This window comes from Saccharopolyspora erythraea (assembly GCF_018141105.1).
GTDB classification, from domain to species: domain Bacteria; phylum Actinomycetota; class Actinomycetes; order Mycobacteriales; family Pseudonocardiaceae; genus Saccharopolyspora_D; species Saccharopolyspora_D erythraea_A.
The window spans coordinates 7577216-7594646 of record NZ_CP054839.1 but is presented as its reverse complement, the minus strand read 5'-3'; the positions used below and the strand labels follow the sequence as shown (position 1 = coordinate 7594646).

Annotated in this window: 20 protein-coding genes; 7 read left to right on the top strand and 13 right to left on the bottom strand. The window is 70.5% G+C overall.

Translation table 11 applies throughout. The features are described 5' to 3' along the window. The first annotated feature begins 165 nt into the window (after nucleotides 1–165). Complete coding sequence (locus tag HUO13_RS34010; protein WP_211898969.1) at nucleotides 166–651, top strand: STAS domain-containing protein; 486 nt, start codon at nucleotides 166–168, stop codon at nucleotides 649–651. Nucleotides 652–707: 56 nt separating this feature from the next. Here HUO13_RS34010 and HUO13_RS34005 read toward each other — a convergent pair whose 3' ends face one another. Both HUO13_RS34005 and HUO13_RS34000 read right to left on the bottom strand, forming a co-directional pair. Then, nucleotides 708–1640, bottom strand: coding sequence for an acyl-CoA desaturase (locus tag HUO13_RS34005; RefSeq protein WP_211898968.1), 933 nt, complete (start codon nucleotides 1638–1640; stop codon nucleotides 708–710). Nucleotides 1641–1883: 243 nt separating this feature from the next. Beyond that, nucleotides 1884–2657 (bottom strand): IclR family transcriptional regulator, encoded by a 774-nt coding sequence (locus HUO13_RS34000; RefSeq protein WP_211898967.1) that lies wholly within the window; start codon nucleotides 2655–2657, stop codon nucleotides 1884–1886. A 239-nt stretch (nucleotides 2658–2896) separates the two neighbouring features. Between HUO13_RS34000 and aceB the strand changes: the two genes are divergently transcribed. Together aceB and HUO13_RS33990 are read left to right on the top strand one after the other, a co-directional pair. Next, on the top strand, nucleotides 2897–4495 hold the full coding sequence (gene aceB / locus HUO13_RS33995; RefSeq protein WP_211898966.1) for a malate synthase A: 1599 nt from the start codon (nucleotides 2897–2899) through the stop codon (nucleotides 4493–4495). 89 nt (nucleotides 4496–4584) lie between these two features. Continuing rightward, on the top strand, nucleotides 4585–5838 hold the full coding sequence (locus tag HUO13_RS33990; protein ID WP_211898965.1) for a DUF6986 family protein: 1254 nt from the start codon (nucleotides 4585–4587) through the stop codon (nucleotides 5836–5838). An 85-nt stretch (nucleotides 5839–5923) separates the two neighbouring features. On the opposite strand, the gene HUO13_RS33985 is transcribed toward HUO13_RS33990, so the two are convergent. After that, complete coding sequence (locus HUO13_RS33985; RefSeq protein WP_211898964.1) at nucleotides 5924–6265, bottom strand: hypothetical protein; 342 nt, start codon at nucleotides 6263–6265, stop codon at nucleotides 5924–5926. A 119-nt stretch (nucleotides 6266–6384) separates the two neighbouring features. Further along, nucleotides 6385–6804 carry a DUF6463 family protein gene (locus tag HUO13_RS33980; protein WP_249124280.1) on the bottom strand — a complete coding sequence of 140 codons (420 nt, stop codon included), beginning with the start codon at nucleotides 6802–6804 and terminating at the stop codon, nucleotides 6385–6387. Nucleotides 6805–6961: 157 nt separating this feature from the next. Between HUO13_RS33980 and HUO13_RS33975 the strand changes: the two genes are divergently transcribed. Next, nucleotides 6962–7534 carry a TetR/AcrR family transcriptional regulator gene (locus HUO13_RS33975; protein WP_211903349.1) on the top strand — a complete coding sequence of 191 codons (573 nt, stop codon included), beginning with the start codon at nucleotides 6962–6964 and terminating at the stop codon, nucleotides 7532–7534. A 117-nt stretch (nucleotides 7535–7651) separates the two neighbouring features. Here HUO13_RS33975 and HUO13_RS33970 read toward each other — a convergent pair whose 3' ends face one another. The 7 genes from HUO13_RS33970 to HUO13_RS33940 form a co-directional block, all read right to left on the bottom strand. Further along, complete coding sequence (locus HUO13_RS33970) at nucleotides 7652–8890, bottom strand: class I SAM-dependent methyltransferase (protein ID WP_211898963.1); 1239 nt, start codon at nucleotides 8888–8890, stop codon at nucleotides 7652–7654. Then, nucleotides 8887–9618 (bottom strand): DUF1365 domain-containing protein, encoded by a 732-nt coding sequence (locus HUO13_RS33965; protein ID WP_211898962.1) that lies wholly within the window; start codon nucleotides 9616–9618, stop codon nucleotides 8887–8889. The genes HUO13_RS33970 and HUO13_RS33965 overlap by 4 nt, the downstream gene beginning before the upstream one ends. Before the next feature lie 6 nt (nucleotides 9619–9624). Continuing rightward, complete coding sequence (locus HUO13_RS33960) at nucleotides 9625–10890, bottom strand: NAD(P)/FAD-dependent oxidoreductase (RefSeq protein WP_211898961.1); 1266 nt, start codon at nucleotides 10888–10890, stop codon at nucleotides 9625–9627. Further along, nucleotides 10887–11471, bottom strand: coding sequence for an alpha/beta hydrolase (locus tag HUO13_RS33955; protein ID WP_249124279.1), 585 nt, complete (start codon nucleotides 11469–11471; stop codon nucleotides 10887–10889). Before HUO13_RS33955 ends, HUO13_RS33960 begins: the two co-directional genes overlap by 4 nt. Before the next feature lie 330 nt (nucleotides 11472–11801). Further along, nucleotides 11802–12707 (bottom strand): serine/threonine-protein kinase, encoded by a 906-nt coding sequence (locus tag HUO13_RS33950; protein WP_211898959.1) that lies wholly within the window; start codon nucleotides 12705–12707, stop codon nucleotides 11802–11804. Nucleotides 12708–13094: 387 nt separating this feature from the next. Next, nucleotides 13095–13643, bottom strand: a complete 549-nt coding sequence (locus tag HUO13_RS33945; RefSeq protein WP_249124278.1) for a cupin domain-containing protein — start codon at nucleotides 13641–13643, stop codon at nucleotides 13095–13097. Nucleotides 13644–13668: 25 nt separating this feature from the next. Then, nucleotides 13669–13902, bottom strand: a complete 234-nt coding sequence (locus tag HUO13_RS33940; RefSeq protein WP_211898958.1) for a hypothetical protein — start codon at nucleotides 13900–13902, stop codon at nucleotides 13669–13671. Between the two features lie 199 nt (nucleotides 13903–14101). Here HUO13_RS33940 and HUO13_RS33935 point away from each other — a divergent pair, with 199 nt between their 5' ends. The 3 genes from HUO13_RS33935 (at nucleotide 14102) to HUO13_RS33925 (ending at nucleotide 16504) form a co-directional block, all read left to right on the top strand. Beyond that, nucleotides 14102–14938 (top strand): helix-turn-helix domain-containing protein, encoded by an 837-nt coding sequence (locus HUO13_RS33935; protein ID WP_211898957.1) that lies wholly within the window; start codon nucleotides 14102–14104, stop codon nucleotides 14936–14938. Beyond that, entirely contained in the window at nucleotides 14931–15116 is a 186-nt protein-coding gene (locus HUO13_RS33930) for a DUF397 domain-containing protein (protein ID WP_211898956.1), read from the top strand. Before HUO13_RS33935 ends, HUO13_RS33930 begins: the two co-directional genes overlap by 8 nt. A gap of 107 nt (nucleotides 15117–15223) precedes the next feature. Then, entirely contained in the window at nucleotides 15224–16504 is a 1281-nt protein-coding gene (locus HUO13_RS33925; protein WP_211898955.1) for a hypothetical protein, read from the top strand. Nucleotides 16505–16549: 45 nt separating this feature from the next. Here the strand turns inward: HUO13_RS33925 and HUO13_RS33920 are convergent, their stop codons facing one another. Then, the gene (locus tag HUO13_RS33920; RefSeq protein WP_211898954.1) at nucleotides 16550–16984 is read right to left on the bottom strand and encodes a type II toxin-antitoxin system VapC family toxin; all 435 of its coding nucleotides are present in this window, start codon (nucleotides 16982–16984) and stop codon (nucleotides 16550–16552) included. Next, nucleotides 16966–17352 (bottom strand): hypothetical protein, encoded by a 387-nt coding sequence (locus HUO13_RS33915; RefSeq protein ID WP_211898953.1) that lies wholly within the window; start codon nucleotides 17350–17352, stop codon nucleotides 16966–16968. Before HUO13_RS33915 ends, HUO13_RS33920 begins: the two co-directional genes overlap by 19 nt. Between the last annotated feature and the right edge of the window lie 79 nt (nucleotides 17353–17431).

The window sequence follows — 17431 nt, the reverse complement described above, 5'->3', positions numbered from 1 at the left end:
GGTGGCTGGTTGAGCAAACAGCTGGCACAACGGACCCGAGGTGCCGTGTGTTTGCTCCCAAGCCGTTCGTCGCCGAACCGGCGTTTGGGCGGGCACGGCCCTCGCCTTTGGCTCCCCCTCGTCACAAGCGGGCCATTGGGCAATCGACGACGACAAGGAGCACTCGTGCTTGCCAACACGCCCGGCGCAGCCAAGTCGGAGACGACGCGCGCGCCCACCGGCGGTGTGGGCGGCCCGACCGCGGGACTTCCCCTGCGGCTGCGGCTGGACTTCACCGACCCCGAACTGGCCGTCCTCAGCGCTTCCGGCGAACTGGACGCGCTCACCACGCCCGCCCTGGCCGACCTGCTGTGGCCACGCCTGATGAGCAAGCTCTCGGCGATCGTGGTCGACCTCAGCGGGCTCAGGTTCCTCGGCGTCGCAGGTCTGGAGCTGCTCGTCGCGGCCAACCGCTACGCCCAGCACCGTGGCCTCGCCTTCGGCGTGGTCAGCAACACCCGGACCGTGGACAGGGCGCTGGCCGCCAGCGGACTGGACCGGACGCTGGCCTGCTACGACAGCGCGTCCGAGGCCCGCGCGGCCGTCCTGGCCGACGGGTCCGGCAGCTCGGAAGAGCTCGTGCCGCAGAGCCGGCGCGCTCCCGCGGACTGATCCGCGGGTCACCCGCCGGGCCGGTCGGCTCGGTCGCCGTGGGCGGATGCCGCCGGTCAGCCGCTCGCGGCGAGCCGGGCGAGTCGCCGGGGCGTCGGCCACCGGACGTGGCTGACCCAGCCGAGCTTCTCGAAGACCCAGATCAGCCGCGCCGAGATGTCGATCTGGCCGCGCTGGACGCCGTGCCGGGCGCAGGTCGGGTCGGCGTGGTGCAGGTTGTGCCAGGACTCGCCCATGCTCAGCAGCGCCAGCGGCCAGAAGTTCGCCGCCTTGTCCCGGCTGCGGAACGGCCGCTCGCCGACCAGGTGGCAGATCGAGTTCACCGACCAGGTCACGTGGTGCAGGAAGGCGACCCGCACCAGCCCGGCCCAGAAGAACGCGGTGATTGCGCCCCACCAGGTGCCCGCGATGAGCAGGCCCATCAGCGCGGGCAGCACCAGAGTGGCGATGGTGAGCGGACCGAACAGCCGGTGCACGATCCGGATGTCGCGGTCGGCGAGCAGGTCGGGGACGAACCGCTGCTGGTTGGTCAGGTCGCGCTCGAAGACCCAGCCCATGTGGGCGTGCCAGAAGCCGCGAGCCAGCGCCAGCGGTGTAGAGCCGAACGCCCACGGCGAGTGCGGGTCGCCCTCCCGGTCGGCGAAGGCGTGGTGGCGGCGGTGGTCGGACACCCAGTGCAGGATCGGGCCCTGCACCGCCATGCTGCCCACGACGGCGAGCGTGATCCGCAGCCAGCGCTTGGCGCGGAAGGCGCCGTGGGTGAAGTAGCGGTGGAAACCGATCGTGACGCCGAGGATCGTCACCACGTACCAGCCGGCTGCCAGCGCGAGGTCCCACCAGTGCAGCAGGCCCCAGCCCCACGCCAGCGGCACGGCGGTGACCAGGGCGAGCAGCGGCACGAGGATGAACACGTAGACCGAGACGTGCGGGGCCAGTGGACGCCGGCCGGCCAGCATCGGTTTCGGGACGTCGGGCGTCGGAGCGCTCATGTGGACCTCGCATCGGGGTGGCGGGGCTGGGAGGAACACCTCACGTGCGACGTCCACGAAACCGCCATCCCGCCCGGCGGGCAACGAACCGGCCATCAAGACGTGGTGAACACGGCGGGCCCGGTCGGCAACGCCCCGGGGAGCCGCCGCTCCACTGTGGACGACCGGTCGCGATGCGCGGGGACGTCCGAGCGTGGTGTTCCCTCGCGGCCGCTCACGTCTCGGGCAGGATGCCCGAGTCGGTCAGGCCGAGACGCTCAGCTCGTTCGACAGCTCGCGGGCCAGCCGCTGCATGAGCGGGATGACCTCGTCGGTGGAGATGCGCGTCATCCGGCCCTCGGGGCCGCTGATGGAGATGCCGGCCCCGGCCGGTGCGCCGGGCACGGCCACGGCGTAGCAGCGCACGCCGACCTCCTGCTCGCCGTCGTCCAGGGCGTAGCCGTCCTTGCGGATGCGGTCCAGCTCCGCGTGCATGTCCTCGACGGTGGTGATGGTGCGCTCGGTCTGCGGCCGCATGCCCGCCCTGGTCAGCATCTGCGTGACCGCCTCTGCGGGCATGCCCGCCATGACGGCCTTGCCCACGGCGGTCGCGTGCGCGTCGACCCGGCGCCCGACCTCGGTGAACATCCGCATCGAGTGCTGCGAGGGCACCTGCGCGACGTAGACGATCTGCTCGCCGTCGAGCACCGCCATGTTCGAGGTCTCACCGGTGGCCTCGGTCAGCTCGGCCAGGTACGGCCGCGCCCACGCGCCCAGCGCGCGGCTGGCGGTCTCGCCGAGCCGGATCAGCCGGGGGCCCAGCGCGTAGCGGCGCGACGGCTGCTGGCGGGCGTACCCGGCGCTGACCAGCGTTCGCATGATGCGGTGGATGGTCGGCAACGGCAGCCCGGAGGACTCCGCGAGGTCGGAGAGCGCCACCTCGCCGCCTGCGTCGGCCATCAGTTCCAGCAGGTCGAAGGTGCGCTCGACGGACTGCACACCTCCGCCCTGGTTGGCACGGCGCTGCCCGGTCGTCATCGCACACTCTTCCTCTCCACTCGAACTGCCCGACGAGTTTAGTCCGTCGAAGGTGCGACAGCTCATGTTGCTTCGAACGCTATGCGGAAACTAACATCCACGATGCAGAAAACATAACGGGCGTACCGCTAGCGAGCGAGAGCGAGCGCCGTTCAGGTGCGAGGGCGCGCTCCAAGCGGCAAGGTGAGTTTTCAAGCCACCATCTGCGAACCCGGCACTCAGAAAGAGGTGGACTTTCCATGTCCCAAACCACGGCAGAGGGCGTCCAGGTGCTCGGAGGCACGGTCGAGCGCGGGGACGAGATCCTCACCAAGGAGGCTCTCGAGTTCGTCGCCGGCCTGCAGCGCGCCTTCGGCGCGCGCCGCGATGAGCTGCTGGAACGCCGCAAGCAGCGCCGTGCCGAGGCCGCCAGGGCGGGCCGCCTCGACTTCCTGGAGGAGACCCGCGAGATCCGCGAGGGCGACTGGAAGGTCGCCGAGCCCCCGGCGGGCATCCGCGACCGCCGCGTCGAGATCACCGGCCCGACCGACCGCAAGATGTCGATCAACGCGCTGAACTCGGGCGCGCGCATCTGGCTGGCCGACCTGGAGGACGCCAACACCCCGCACTGGGCCAACGTCGTCGGCGGCCAGGTCAACCTCTACGACGTCATCCGCAAGCAGGTAGAGCTGACCACGCCGGAGGGCAAGCAGTACAAGCTGCGCGACGACGTGCAGCACGCGGTGCCGCTGGTCCGCCCGCGCGGCTGGCACTTCGACGAGAAGCACGTGCTGGTCGACGGCAAGCCGGTCGTGGGCGCGCTGCTGGACTTCGGCCTGTACTTCTTCCACAACGCCAAGGAGTCCATCGAGCGGGGCACCGGGCCGTTCTTCTACCTGCCCAAGATGGAGAGCCACCTCGAGGCCCGGCTGTGGAACGACGTGTTCACCAAGGCCCAGGCCGACCTCGGCGTCCCGCACGGCTCGATCCGCGCCACGGTGCTGATCGAGACCTTCCCGGCCGCGTTCGAGATGGAGGAGATCCTCTACGAGCTGCGCGACCACTCCGCGGGCCTCAACGCGGGCCGCTGGGACTACCTGTTCAGCGTCATCAAGACCTTCCGCGAGTCCGACTCCTACATCCTGCCGGACCGCAACTCGGTCACGATGACCGCGCCGTTCATGCGCGCCTACACCGAGCTGCTGGTGCGCACCTGCCACAAGCGCGGCGCGTTCGCCATCGGCGGCATGGCGGCGTTCATCCCGAACAAGAAGGACCCCGAGGCCAACGAGAAGGCCATGCAGAAGGTCCACGACGACAAGAAGCGCGAAGCCGGTGACGGCTTCGACGGCTCCTGGGTCGCCCACCCGGGCCTGGTCGAGATCTGCTTCGAGGAGTTCGACGCGGTGCTGGGCGACAAGCCCAACCAGATCGACAACGTCCGCGAGGACGTCCAGATCACCGCCGACCAGCTCCTCGACGTGGCCTCCACCCCGGGTGAGAAGACCGTCGAGGGCCTGCGCGCGGCGGTGGACGTCGGCGTCCGCTACATCGTGTCCTGGCTGGGCGGCAACGGTGCCGCGGCGATCCACAACCTGATGGAGGACGCCGCGACCGCCGAGATCTCCCGCTCGCAGATCTGGCAGTGGCTGCACACCGGCGTCGTGCTCGCCGACGGCCGGCAGGTCACCAAGGACCTGGTCAGGGAGGTCCTCGCCGACACCGAGAAGCAGCTGCGCTCGGAGGAAGGTTTCCCGGTCGACGACCTCGGCCGGGCCGTCGAGCTGTTCGAGCAGGTCGCGGTGGCCGACGAGTTCGTCGACTTCCTGACGCTGCCCGCCTACGAGCAGATCGACTGAGCCGTCGCCTGCGGTGGTCCCGAGGCCCGTGCGTCCCGCGTGGACGCACGGGCCGAACCCCGTCGGCGACCCGTGAGATAGGAGCGAAAGTGGCCAGAACCTCGTTGGAAGCCGCGGAAGTCGGCCGTCGTCTCGACCGGCTGTCCGCCGTGGACGACCACATCGCCCGCACCTACCCGGGGGCGCGCGACGCGCGCCAGCCCGTGCACACCTGCTACGTGCCCGCGGGCGGGGTCGACGCCCAGACCGTGCGGCAGTGGGGGTCCGAGGCTCTGGCGGTGCTCGACGAGCACGCGGGCAGCCCCGGCGCGCTCGCCGCGGTCCTGGGCATCGACGGCGAGACCGCCGCCGCGGTGCACCCGCGGGTGCGCGCCAAGCTCCAGCAGGCCCCGGTCGAGGACCTGCGGATCGACTTCGAGGACGGCTACGGCCGTCCAGGTGACGAGGCCGAGGACGCCGACGCCGTCCGCACCGCCGGGATCGTCGCGGACTGGCTGCGCGACGGGGTGGAGCCTGCCAACTACGGGCTGCGGGTGAAGTCCTTCGACACCGCCGAGCTGCGGGCCAGGTCGGTGCGGACCCTCGACGTCTTCCTCACCGCGCTGCTGCAGCAGTGGGGGAGCCTGCCACAGGGCTTCGTGCTCACCTTCCCCAAGGTCGTCGACGTGCGCCAGGTCGAGGTGTTCGTCGAGCTGCTGGAGCTGCTCGAGCAGCAGCTCGGCCTGCCGGAGCGGTCGCTGCGCTTCGAGATCCAGGTCGAGACCACCCAGTCCATCGTGGACTCCGAGGGGCGCTTCGCGCTGCCGCGCTTCGTCGCGGCGGGTGCGGGCCGGGTCACCGGGCTGCACTTCGGCACCTACGACTACACCGCGAGCTGCGGACTGACCGCCGCCCACCAGCACCTCGCGCACCGGGCGTGCGACTTCGCCCGGCACGCGATGCAGGTGTCGGCCGCGGGCACCGGGATCTTCCTGTCCGACGGCTCGACCAACGTGCTGCCGGTCGGCGACCAGGTCGAGCACGGCTGGCGCACCCACTACCAGCTCGTGCGGCGCTCGCTGGAGCACGGCTTCTACCAGAGCTGGGACCTGCACCCCGCGCAGCTGGTGACCCGCTACGCGGCGGTGTTCGCCGCGTTCCGCGAGTCCGCCCCGGCCGAGGCCGCACGGCTCTCGGCGTACGTGTCGGCCACCGGCGGTGCCGTGCTGGACGAACCGGCGACCGCGCGTGCGCTGGCCGCGTCGTTCGTGCGCGCCCTCGACAACGGCGGCACCGACGCCGAAGAGGTGCAGCGGATGACCGGCCTCTCCGAGGCCGAGGTCCGCAAGCTCGGCAGGCTGTAGGCGGCCGCACCGCCGGTTCCCGGCACCGGCGGTCCCCGGCGCGCGCATCGCCCCGGCAGGCACCGGCGCAGGTCGCCGGACGCGGTCAGCGGCGGCGCCGGAAAGCGATCGCGAAGGCGATCGCCACCGCGGCGAAGACGAGCTGCCCGCCGAGCACGATCCGGTTGACGTCGACGGCCGGGTGCCAGGCGACCTTGCCGTCGCTGCTCACGCCGAACGCGCCCGCCGGGCGAGCCATCACTCCGCCGCCGCCATTCAGCTCGCGCTTGGCGCGGCCGAAGCCGGCGCCCGCGCGGACGTCGGCCACCGGCACCAGCGTCGTGTCGCCCTGCTGGACCGGGGTGCCGAGCACCTGGTGCCTTCCCAGCCTCTCGGAGAGGACTTCCAGGACCTGCCGGTCGGTGGTGTTGGCGTCGCCGTCGCTCATGGTCGATCCGTCCTCGCTCGTCCGATACCCGCCGCCGACGTTAGCCGTTCGGCAGGCCCCGCGTCGGGCGATCGTCGATCACGCGTCCGCCTTGTCCTGTTCGGTCCGGGACGGCGTGGTCACGGCGCGGTCTGCGTCGTGCGGGCGTGGGCCGCGGGGTTGTCGTGGCGGCCGGCGCGCCTGATGCCGACCAGCAGCAGGATGTTCGCGAGCAGGAGGATCGGCCAGGGCGTGAGCAGGAGGACCACGGCGCCGGAGAGGGTCCAGATCCCCAGCGTCCACGCGATGAACGGCGGTGGGGTGATGCGTCGGTGGTTCAGCCACAGCACGGTCAGGCCGACCACGATGAGTGGCGGTCCGAAGCTGGCCAGGCTCAGCCAGTAGGCGCTGTTGGCTGCGCTCATGTCGGCGAGGTCGTCCCGCCACAGCGCCCCGCTGAACCACGTGCCGGCATGGAGTGCGGCGCTCTTCACCGTCAGGGCGCCGAGCGTGTGCGCGGCGCCGAACAGCGTGATGAGCCAGCCAGCCCACTTGATCATGTCGACTCTCCGTTCTCGTGGTGGAGGTCGGTGCCGCGCGCGGTTCGACCACGGGCGCCATCCGCAGTTCGGGTCGTTATACGGTGGCGTACAAGATGAAGCTAGACTGGTTGTACGGTTACGTACAACCGAACCGAGAGGTGAGGTGGGACACACGATGGGCGCGTTGCGCACACCGCGCGAGAGGTGGATCGAGGAGGGGTTGCGGGCGCTGGCCGCCGGCGGCGTGGACGCCGTGCGCGTCGAGGCCCTGGCCAAGGCACTCGGGGTGACCAAGGGCGGGTTCTACGGGTACTTCGCCGACCGCGCGGCGCTGCTGGAGGCGATGCTGGACGCCTGGGAGCGGGAGAGCGTGGACGATGTCCTCGAGCGGATCGAGCGGGAGGGCGGCGACGTGCTTGACAAGGTCCGCTTGGCCGGACAGCTCACCTTCTCCGGCGACCGCCTGCTCCCCATCGACCTGGCCGTGCGCGACTGGGCCCGCCGCGACCAGGCCGTCGCCGAACGCCTACGCCGCGTGGACAACCGGCGCATGCAACTGTCCCGCGACGCGTTCAGCACCTTCTGCGAGGACCCCGACGAAGTCGAGGCCCGCAGCCTGCTCGCCTTCTGCGCGGCCATCGGCAACCACTTCCTCGCCGCGGACCACCCCGGTCGCACCCGCAGCCAAGTCCTCGCCCGCGCGGCCGACCTCATCCTCAACCAACCGCCCGGCAACCCACCCCGGTAACCGCCCACCCCAGACCAGCGCGGAGCCGTCGGCCCTGCGTGCGAAGTAGGCCGGGGCGTGCGACCGAGGCTTGCCCCAAGCGCTGGTCCAGAACAGCCAGGACACCGCCCCGTGCCGTCACCGCTCGTGCGGCTTGCGGAAGCCGAACTGCCACACGTCGAGGTATCCCGAGCGGAAGCCGGCCTCGCTGTAGGCGAGGTAGAACTCCCACATCCGCCGGAAGTTGTCGTTGAAGCCGAGAGCCGCGGCCTCCGGCCAGCGGTCCAGGAACCCCGTGCGCCAGCGGCGCAGAGTCTCGGCATAGCTGGGCCCGAAGGAGTGCCGCTGCACGATCTCCATCGAGGTGTACCGCCGGAGGCCGTCCTCGATCGCCGGGACCGACAGCAGCTCGCCGCCGGGGAAGATGTACTTGTGGATCCAGTTGTGCGAGCGGCGGGTCGCCAGCATCCGGTCGTGCGGCATGGTGATCGCCTGCAACGCTGCCCGCCCGCCGGGTAGCAGCAGCTCGTCGAGGGCGCGGAAGTACCGCGGCCAGTACTCGGAGCCGACGGCCTCGACCATCTCCACGCTGACCACCGAGTCGTAGCGGCCGTCCTCCTCGCGGTAGTCGCGCAGGTGTACCTCCACGCGGTCGGCGAGCCCCGCCGCGGCGATCCGCTGCCGGGCGAGCTTGCGCTGCTCGGCCGACAGCGTCAGCGACGTGACGCGCGCACCGCGCTCGGCCGCGCGCAGCGCCAGCGACCCCCAGCCGGTGCCGATCTCCAGCAGCCGGGTTCCGGCGCGAACCCCGGCCACGTCCAGCGCCCGGTCGATCTTGTGCCGCTGCGCGTCGGCGAGGTCGGTGGTGTCCGGGCGGAACAGCGCAGACGAGTAGGTCATCGTCTCGTCCAGGAACAGCGCGAAGAAGTCATTGGACAGGTCGTAGTGCTGCCGGATGTTGCGGAGAGCCCCGGCGCGCGTGTTGCGTTCGAGCTCCGGCCGCCGCGCCTGCGCCCAGCGGCGCAGGGCCTGTAGCGGGCGCGGCACGAGCGCGGGCAGCCGCTGCGCGAACGGGGTCAGCAGGTCGGCGGGTTCGGGACTGCTCCACTCCCCGGCCATGTAGGACTCGCCGAAGCCGACGTTGGCGTGCGCGCCGAGCCGGTGGAAGAACGACCGGGCGTCGAGCACCCGCATCAGCGGCGAGCCTGAGTCCCCGGCGCCGAGCCGGGTGCCGTCGGCGAACACCACCCGGACAGGCAGCCGGGAGGCGGCCCGGCGGAACAGCGCCTCGGCGACGCGGGCGCGCGACGGCGAATTCGGCGCAGCCGCCACCGAATCCCACAGCGGGGTCACGGCGGACGGCGTGGTGGTGATCATCTGATGCCTTCCTGGTGCACGTGCGGACGTCGGGGGACTACTGGGATCCGCCGCAGCCACAGGGCGATGCCGTGCCGCCGGATCAGCACCGACACCCGCTGGGGCACCAGCGGACGCCGGAGCGCCAGACGCAGCCGCTCCCGGCGGTTCGCCGGTCGCCTGCGCCCGGCCAGCACGGCGGTCAGCAGCGGTCGGTCGTCGTCGTCGCGGAGCTGCACCCGGACCCGCACGCGTTGACCGGTCAGGTCGAAGCGCATCGCGTACCGGCCGCGTTCGGGGAGGAACGGGGAGACGTAGAACCGCTTTTCCACGTTCGCGCCGCCGGTGGAGTCGGGACGCAGCAGGTAGCAGTGCCGTTCGCCGTAGGTGTTGTGCACCTCCGCGAGGACGCAGGCGAGTTCGCCGCCGCTGTCGTGGCACCAGTACACGGTGAGGGGGTTGAACACGTGGCCCAGGACGCGGGCGTGGGCCAGCATCAGCACCTTCCCGCCGCGCAGGTCGACGCCGTGCAGCGCGAGCCAGGCGTCGACGTTCTCGCGGATCGAGCGGTGCGGTGAGCCGAGGTGGTCGCGGGCGTGGAACCCGGTGAAGGGCCGCAGCCACCAGCGTTGGCGCGGCAGCGCGTCGAGGTCGACCAGCCACGTGTAGAGCCGGTGGCGGAACGTCGTGGCGCGGTCGACGTGGCGGGTGTGGGTGACGATCACGTCGTAGAGCGCCGGTGCCGTCATGCGCCGTCACCATCCGGCCCCGAAGGCGGCCGCGGCGCGCGCGCCCGCCGCACAGCCGTCCTCGTGGAAGCCCCACCCGTGGTAGGCGCCAGCGAAGCGGATCCGGTCGTCACCGAGCTCCGGGAGCCTGCGCTGGGCGGCGAGCGACTCGGGGGTGTAGACGGGGTGGTGGTAGGTCATCCGCGCCAGGACCCGCCCGGGGTCGACGAGCCCTTCGGCGTTGAGGCTGACGACGTGGTCCCGCGGTTCTTCCAGCCGCATCAGCCGGTTCATGTCGTAGCTGACCAGCACCCGCCCGGAGTCGGCGCCGCACGAGGGTTTCAGGTAGTTCCACGACGCTCGTGCTCCGGCAGAGCGCGGCAGCGGGGACGGGTCGGTGTGCAGCCACGCGTCGTTGCGCGAGTAGCGGAAAGCGCCGAGGACCGTGCGTTCGGCGGGGCTCGGCTCGGCGAGCAGGGCGAGTGCCTGGTCGGCGTGGCAGGCCACGACGACGCGCTCGACCCGGTGCGCCACGTCGGCGTCGTCGCGGACCTCCACCCCGTCGGCCAGCCGCCGCACCGCGCGGACCGGGGTGCCGACGTGGACCGCGGTGAGATGCTTGGCGATCCGGCGGACGTACTCCTGCGAGCCGCCGACGACGGTCCGCCACACCGGCGAGCCGGCTATCGACAGCATCCCGTGGTGGCGCAGGAACTCGAACAGGTAGCGCGCCGGGTACGCCCGGCTCGTGTCCCGGTCCGCCGACCACACCGCCGACACCAGCGGCAGCGCGAAGTGCTCGACGAAGTAGGCCGGGAACCGCCCCGCTGCCAGGAACTCGCCGAAGGTCTGCTCGTCGCCGCCGGCACCGCTCTCCAGCGCGCGGCGCGCCAGCCGGTGGAACCTCGGCACGTGCGCGAGCAGCGAAAGGTAGGGCGGGCGCACCAGGTTGGCCCGCTGCGCGAACAACCCGCCGAGCCGTCTGGCACCCGCGTACTCCAGCCCGCAGCCGAGGCAGCGCACGCTCATCGACATCTCGGTGTCCTGGGTGCTGACCCCGAGTTCGCCGAACAGCCGCAGCAACTTCGGGTAGGTGCGGTCGTTGTGCACGATGAAACCGCTGTCGATCCCCAGCACCCGGCCGTCGGGGGCGGGCACCTCGTGGGTGTGCGCGTGTCCGCCGAGCCGGTCGTCGGCCTCGAACAGCAGCACGTCGTAGCGGCGTTGCAGGAGGTGGGCGGCGGTCAGGCCGGAGACACCGGCGCCGACGACCGCGACCCGCGGCCGGATCATCGCCGTTCCTCCCGGTCCGAGACCAGCGCACCGACGAAGTGCTGGACCAGCCGGTCCCAGCGCCCGTGCCGGCGCAGCATCGCGTGGCCGGAACCGGCCACGACCTCGCTGCGCACCGCCGAGGTCACCGCGCGCGCCCGGCGTGCGAAAGCCGCCGAGGCGGCGGGTGAGGTCACCCGGTCCGCGGTTCCGTGCACGATCAGCACCGACCGGTCGGCGAGCTGCTCGGCCGGTTCGCCGTCCTCGATCCAGGGAGCCAGCGCGCACACCCCGGTCACGCCAGCCGCGTCGGCGACGCGGAGCGCGACGCGGCCGCCCATGGAGTGCCCGACCAGCACGATCTGGGCCAGCGGATGGCGCGCGGTGAGTTCTTCCAGCGCCCAACGGGCGTCGGCTACCGCGTCCAGGACCGGTTCGTTCCAGCCCCGGAAGCGGTTGCGCAACGACCACACCGCGGCGCCCGCCGACGCGTTGTCGCGGTGGATGCCGCGCGCGATGGGGACCATGCGCAGGTAGGCGAGGTGGTGGCCGCGCGCCGGCTCGTGGCTGGCGATCTTGCCGCCGTGCAGCACGAGGACCACCGTGTTCGTGCGTGGGGTACCCGCGGGCAGGACCCGCAGTGCGGGTCGGCGTGCGGGAGTGTTCGAGTCGCCCGTGGGCTCTGCCGAGACATGCATATCCGTTGTCGGATCGGCACTACCGCGGTGGCTCTTGATATGAAGTCGGTCACGATCCCCGGTGTCGGTGACGCACCGGTGAGGGCCCGGCACGTCGGCCGCGGTTCGGCCGGCCGACCGGTGCGCGGCCACGGCCCTACGCCGTCTCGGCCCCGGTTTCGCGTGCGCTACCGGACTGATCGCGGTTCCGGGCGTCTCCGGCCCCGTGCCCGCTTCCGGATTCTGCTTCCGCGGCTACTCCGCGTTGGCCGGATCGACCCCGGACCAGGACTGGAGCACGTCGGCAACCTCCTGGACCGTCGGGCGGGAACCCGGGTCCTGGTCGAGGCAGGCGTCGACCGTCCGTGACAGCACGGCAGGCATCCGCCGGTGGGTGCGCAGCGGCGCGGCAGGCGACTCGGTCTGCGGGTAGCGCCTGCTGCCGTCGCCGCGCTTCTCCCGGTGCGAGAACTCCGCCCACGGCGTGGTGCCGGAGAACGCCTCGTAAAGCGTGATGCCGAGTCCCCAGATGTCGGCGGCGGTCGTCATCTCGTCACCGCGCGCCTGCTCCGGTGACAGGTAGTCGAACGTGCCGCCGGAGCTGCGGTCCCCGACCCGGCACACCAGGCTCAGGTCCAGCAGCACCGCCCTGCCGCCCGCCTCGACCACGTTGGACGGCTTGACGTCGAGGTGCACCCAGCCCTGCCGGTGCAGGTAGCCCAGCGCGGAGCAGAGCTGGATGCCCAGCACCGCGACGTCCATCGCGCGCAGCCTGCCGTGCTGCTCGATGAGGAACCCGAGCGTGAAGCCGGGCAGCGTCTCGGTGACGACGGCCGGACGCGCGGGTTCGGCGGTCAGCACGGTCTCGTAGCCGCGCACCAGGTGCGGATGCGTCAGCGTGGTCAGCAACAGTCCTTCGTTGCGCAGCCACCCGGCCGCGGTCTCGTCCTCGGCGCGTTCGGGGCGAAGGGTCTTGCCGACGCAGCGGCAGGACCGCTCCTCGCTCCACAGGTCGTAGACGTCCAGCCGGCTGCCCCGGCGCAGGTGCTCGACGACCCGGTATCCGGGAGCCAGCAGTTCGCCCGGCTCCAGCGGTTCGCCGGGCGGCCCCCAGTCCCGATCCTGTTCGCTGTAGTAGTAACTCAGCGACTCGACGAGCACCGGCTCCCCTTCTGCTCGGCCGTCAACTGTGGCTGCGCCTGCGGTAGGAGCGGTGGTCGCTGCTGCTGTGCCTGCGCCTGCGGTGGTCGCTGCTGCTGTGGCGGCGGCGGTGGTCGCTGCTGCTGCCGCGCCTGCGGTGGCCACCACTGCTGCTGTGCGAGCCGTGGACGTGCTTGGCGGGGGATAAGTGCTTGAAGAACTTGCCGAAGCTCATCTGCCTGGCTCCTGTCTCGACGGCTGTGCCGGCGGTGTCGCCGGACATCTCCTGGTGCCAACGGTGGGCGTTGGTGGGAGGTTCCCGGGCGTGATCATTGTCGCGGTTTCCGTCGGCTCGGTCGAGGCATTTCGGGCAGGTGGTTGCCGGACGCGGCCGGAACTCCCGGAGCCTCAGACCATGTACTGGTCGTGGCGCCGGTAGAGGTCGGTCCACTCCTCTTCGGTGAGCCGGCGGCCCTCCGCCGCGATCGCCGCGAGCTCCTCGAAGTAGGACTCGCGCGGTGCGCCGGGAGCGAACAGCAGCAGCATCGACGCAGGTTCGCCGGACTCGTTGCGGAATCCGTGCACCCCGCCCGGCGGGACGTGCAGGTAGTCGCCCGGCGTCGCGCTGATCGTGCGTTCGCCGTCGAATAGCCGCACCGTGCCGGAGAGGACATAGAAGGACTCCGAGATCGTCCGGTGGAAGTGCGGCGCGGGCCCGGACGGCTTCGGTCCCATCTCCCACCGGTAGAGGCCGAACTGCCCGTCGGTCGTGCCGCCGGTGCCGAGGTAGTGCACCTCGGTGCCCTTGCCGCTCCCGGTGCCCGCCCGGATGACGAGGTCCGGCGGGGTGCTCGCGGGCCGGAAAGCAGCGCTGTGCTCGCCGTTCTCGCCGAAGTAGCGAGCCTCCGGATACGACATCGTGGCCTCCAGCCTGGTTTCGGGTTCATCTCGGCCCACGACCCGTGGAACCTCGACCGGGCGGTCAGAAATCCCAGTTGATGTCGCGGTACTTCCGCTGAGACACCGCCTCGGTGCAGTTCGGGCAGCGCTCGGTGACGTTCTTCGACCTCGGATCCTGCCCGATGACGGTCGGGAACGGCACCCGGATCCACACCTCGCACAGGGTCGGGATCCAGTCGCCGGCCGGAGCCGCACCGGGGCGGATGTCGGTGGCGTGCCGCAGCTTCTCACCCACCCCGACGATCCAGAACGCCATCGGCGTCTCAACACGGTACGGATTCGGCCACATGGCGACCTTCCTTCGACTCAACCGCACGACGGAGTGATGACGCCGGAGAAGCTAGATCGATAGCCTGTGTTTCAGCGAATCTGAGACGGCCCAGTTGGCAGGGTTAGTCGCCCTTTCGATGTCTCAGGTGTGACGCACGGCTATCGCCCGAACCGGAGGTCACGACATGCGGCAGGCTGACAAGCTGCGTCAGGTCGGGCTGGGCGTGCAACTGCGGAAGCTCCGGGAAGGGAAGGGGTTGTCCACCCGTTCGGTCGCCCGATCCATCGGAATCTCGCCGTCCTCGGTGAACCGGAACGAGCTTGGCCTGCGGGCACCGAACCGGGAGGAGGTCAGCGCGCTTTGCGCCCTGTACGGCGTGACGGGCCAGGAGAAGCAGGAACTTGTCGGTCGTGTCGGTGAGACCGAGGAAACGGCCGCATGGTTGGCCACCGGGTACGTACCGGATCAGCTGGCGAGCCTGATGGTTCTTGAGCGCGAGGCCGTCTCGATCGTCAACGTGCAGACGAGCGTGATGCCTGGTTACACGCAGACTGCCGACTACGCGCGCTTGGTCCTCGGGAATCCTGAAGGGCACGAGTTGGAACGGCGGGTGGCTACGAGGCTCGGACGTCAGGCGATCCTGTCCCGACCTCGAGCACCGCAGGTAGACATGCTGATCGACGAGGCTGTGCTCTACCGGACCTTGGGGAATCGGCGCGTGCTGAGGGAACAGCTGGAGCACTTGGTGACCGTCCAGCGCCGTGAGAACGTGAGTTTGCGGGTGATTCCGCTGGACGTGGGCGCGATCCCTCCGAATGATGGCTCGTTTGAGATCTACCGACTCGCCGACGGGACACCGTACGTCTTCCTCGAAGCCCGCAGCCTGGCGGTGTTCGTCACCGATCCTGTGGAAGTGAAGCCTTTTGTGGAAATGTGTGCGTCGTTGGCCGACCACGCGCTGGACGAGCAGGCGTCCAGCGACTTGATCAAAAAGGTTTCGGAGAGTCTTGCCGATGGCTGAGCTCAGGTGGCGGAAGAGTACGAGGTCGTCGCAGACAAGTTGCGTCGAGGCGGCGGTTCTGCCCGAGGTCACGCTCGTCCGCGACTCCAAGGCTCCAGCTGCCGGGCACTTCGCCGTGTCGGCGGTGCGCTGGCGGTCCTTCCTCTCCCGAGTGAAGGCGGGCCGCTTCGACCGCTGAGCGCCGACCTGGGTGACGTTCGGCCACGTGCGGGTCACCCGCGTTGCCGTCCGCGGGATGCGTCCCAGAATCGGCTGGGTCGGACGCCGATCACGAGGAGATGCGGGATGACGCAGCGCGAGGAGTCCAGGGCCGCTGGGACACGACCGTCTTCGCCGAACGGCGAGGTGACGTGGGAGGTCGAGCCGCCACGTGAGCTGTTGAGCCGGTACGGGCCCGCGGTAAAGGCCCAGGTGCACTGGTGGGGGTTCCAGATCTACCTCAACCACGAGGCGGCGGAGGCCGTGGCGGAGATCCGCGAGCTCATCGGAGAAGCCGTCTCGCTGATCGCGGGTCTGGGCGAAGTGCTTGAGGCGGCAATCATCGCCCAAGGGCTCTGGATCAAGGCGGTCGCGGGCGGCCAGTACGGGGTGGTCCTGAACTCGCCGTGGATCTCGCCGACGATGCTGATCCCGACCAGGTGGGTCGAGCCGCAGCCGGACGACGAGCACCTGTGGTGGACGGTCTTCGATCTGGAGAAGGGCGAGTGGGGGCCGGACATCCGCTTCGCCAACGACCAGGCGTCCTCGTCGATGCCGGCGCTGGCCGAGCACCACAGCAAGCTGCTCTGCAACCACCCGGGCACCGGTGACGACCGCGACTCCCTGTTCGAGACCGTCTTCGACTTCTCGGTGGACCCCCACGTGGAGAAGTGGTCGCGCGACCGCAAGATGGGCGATATCACCACCAGCGCGGGGGTTGCCGTCTCCGAGCACAGCGGCACCCTGCGCATGATCGAACGGGTCGGCTCGGACGGATTCGACGACCTGGTGGCGTGGACCCGCGACGAGGAAGGCTGGAGCAACCCGGTCAATCTGGGAATCGACTTCCGCACCTCGGCCGCTCCCGCGATGGTGTCCTGGAACTTCCCGCTCATCGCCTACAGGGATGTCGACGGCGACAAGCTGTGGTGGAGCTGGCTCCAGGGCGCCGGTGCGTGGGCCCCACGGCGCGAGATGGGCTTCGGCAGTGCGGACGGCCCCGCGCTCGCGGTGCTGAACGACGTCCCGTACTGCGTTTTCCGGGGAACCGGTGATGACACGCGCCTGTACTGGTCCAAGCTGAAGACCGAACCCGTTGAGTGGACGGCCCCGGCGCCGCTGGGCAACCACTTCTCGGCGACGTCGCCCGCGCTCGCGGTGCTCAACGGCGCGCTGTACTGCGTGCATCGCGGCAGCAGCGACGAAAAGCTGTGGTGGACGTCCTTCAACGGCGAGAGCTGGACCGCCGACCAGGCTCTGCCCAACCACTACAGCAGCGCCACGCCCGCTCTGATCGCCTACCGCGACCCGTGGCACGGGCGGAAGGACCAGCTGCTGTGCGTCCACCGCGGCCACGGCGCCGGCTGACCGACACAGCTGCCCGGTCGTTGACCGATACGGGTGCGCCGGAATTCACACGTGCACCACGATCACGCGCTCGTCCTTCGGGCGATTCGGCTCGTCGACGAGCCGGTTGAGATCGTCTGGATCACTGGTAAGGAGGACGACGGGACGAGCGAGGCCGAGAGCCGTGGCGGCCATGATGGAGTCGATCGCGCAGCGGTGACCGGAGAGCCCGGTCGCGCCCAGGAGCTCGCCGGCCGCGCGAGCGATCTCCGGTGTCACGGGAAGCACGGAAATCCGGGCGAGCACGCGGTGCACCGAGGCATCGCGAGGACCGCCGCGGAGGACCTCGGTAAGCGTGATGGCGCTGATCACCACTCTGGCACGCCGTGTGCGTGCGGTCTCCAGGTATGCACGGGCACGGCCGTCGCCGATCGCGAGTTTCGACAGTCCCTCGCTGTCGAGGACCAGCGTGCCTCCTCCCCCTACTCGGCGTCCGGCCATGCCGCCCTTGCTTCTGCGAGATCTTCTTCGGAGATGGGACCGTGCTCGGCTTCCAGGAGGTCGGAGAGCTCGGCCAGCAGATCGAGCTCCAGTTGGCGAGCGACCGCATCGGTGACGTATTGGCTGAATGCGCCTCGGCCGACTCGTTCCTGCACGGCGGAGGTCAGCTCTTCAGGCATGGAGACGCTGACCTTGCGGGCCTTGCCGAGGGCGCGGATGTTGCCCGAGGACGCGGCGACTTGCTCCACCGCTTGTCGGAACTCGGGGGAGATCTTCCCGGCGTCGTGGAGCTGAGTCGACAGCCACGCCAGGTGATGAGCCGTCTCAGACAGCTCTCCACCAGGGGGCTCGTGCGGCAAGGCACTCATGCTTCCATGCTACCGGTGGTGGCAACTTGCTGCTAGAGGCGTTCTGGTCAGCCGAAAGGGCGGGTGCCGGGGAGCAGCA

What these genes read in the sequence shown, in the direction of transcription:
- HUO13_RS34005 (WP_211898968.1), bottom strand. Translation starts at nt 1,640, where the DNA reads ATGAGCGCTCCGACGCCCGACGTCCCGAAACCGATGCTGGCCGGCCGG.
- HUO13_RS34000 (WP_211898967.1), bottom strand. Translation starts at nt 2,657, where the DNA reads ATGACGACCGGGCAGCGCCGTGCCAACCAGGGCGGAGGTGTGCAGTCC.
- aceB (WP_211898966.1), top strand. Translation starts at nt 2,897, where the DNA reads ATGTCCCAAACCACGGCAGAGGGCGTCCAGGTGCTCGGAGGCACGGTC.
- HUO13_RS33985 (WP_211898964.1), bottom strand. Translation starts at nt 6,265, where the DNA reads ATGAGCGACGGCGACGCCAACACCACCGACCGGCAGGTCCTGGAAGTC.
- HUO13_RS33980 (WP_249124280.1), bottom strand. Translation starts at nt 6,804, where the DNA reads ATGATCAAGTGGGCTGGCTGGCTCATCACGCTGTTCGGCGCCGCGCAC.
- HUO13_RS33975 (WP_211903349.1), top strand. Translation starts at nt 6,962, where the DNA reads ATGGGCGCGTTGCGCACACCGCGCGAGAGGTGGATCGAGGAGGGGTTG.
- HUO13_RS33970 (WP_211898963.1), bottom strand. Translation starts at nt 8,890, where the DNA reads ATGATCACCACCACGCCGTCCGCCGTGACCCCGCTGTGGGATTCGGTG.
- HUO13_RS33965 (WP_211898962.1), bottom strand. Translation starts at nt 9,618, where the DNA reads ATGACGGCACCGGCGCTCTACGACGTGATCGTCACCCACACCCGCCAC.
- HUO13_RS33960 (WP_211898961.1), bottom strand. Translation starts at nt 10,890, where the DNA reads ATGATCCGGCCGCGGGTCGCGGTCGTCGGCGCCGGTGTCTCCGGCCTG.
- HUO13_RS33940 (WP_211898958.1), bottom strand. Translation starts at nt 13,902, where the DNA reads ATGGCGTTCTGGATCGTCGGGGTGGGTGAGAAGCTGCGGCACGCCACC.
- HUO13_RS33935 (WP_211898957.1), top strand. Translation starts at nt 14,102, where the DNA reads ATGCGGCAGGCTGACAAGCTGCGTCAGGTCGGGCTGGGCGTGCAACTG.
- HUO13_RS33930 (WP_211898956.1), top strand. Translation starts at nt 14,931, where the DNA reads ATGGCTGAGCTCAGGTGGCGGAAGAGTACGAGGTCGTCGCAGACAAGT.
- HUO13_RS33925 (WP_211898955.1), top strand. Translation starts at nt 15,224, where the DNA reads ATGACGCAGCGCGAGGAGTCCAGGGCCGCTGGGACACGACCGTCTTCG.
- HUO13_RS33920 (WP_211898954.1), bottom strand. Translation starts at nt 16,984, where the DNA reads ATGGCCGGACGCCGAGTAGGGGGAGGAGGCACGCTGGTCCTCGACAGC.
- HUO13_RS33915 (WP_211898953.1), bottom strand. Translation starts at nt 17,352, where the DNA reads ATGAGTGCCTTGCCGCACGAGCCCCCTGGTGGAGAGCTGTCTGAGACG.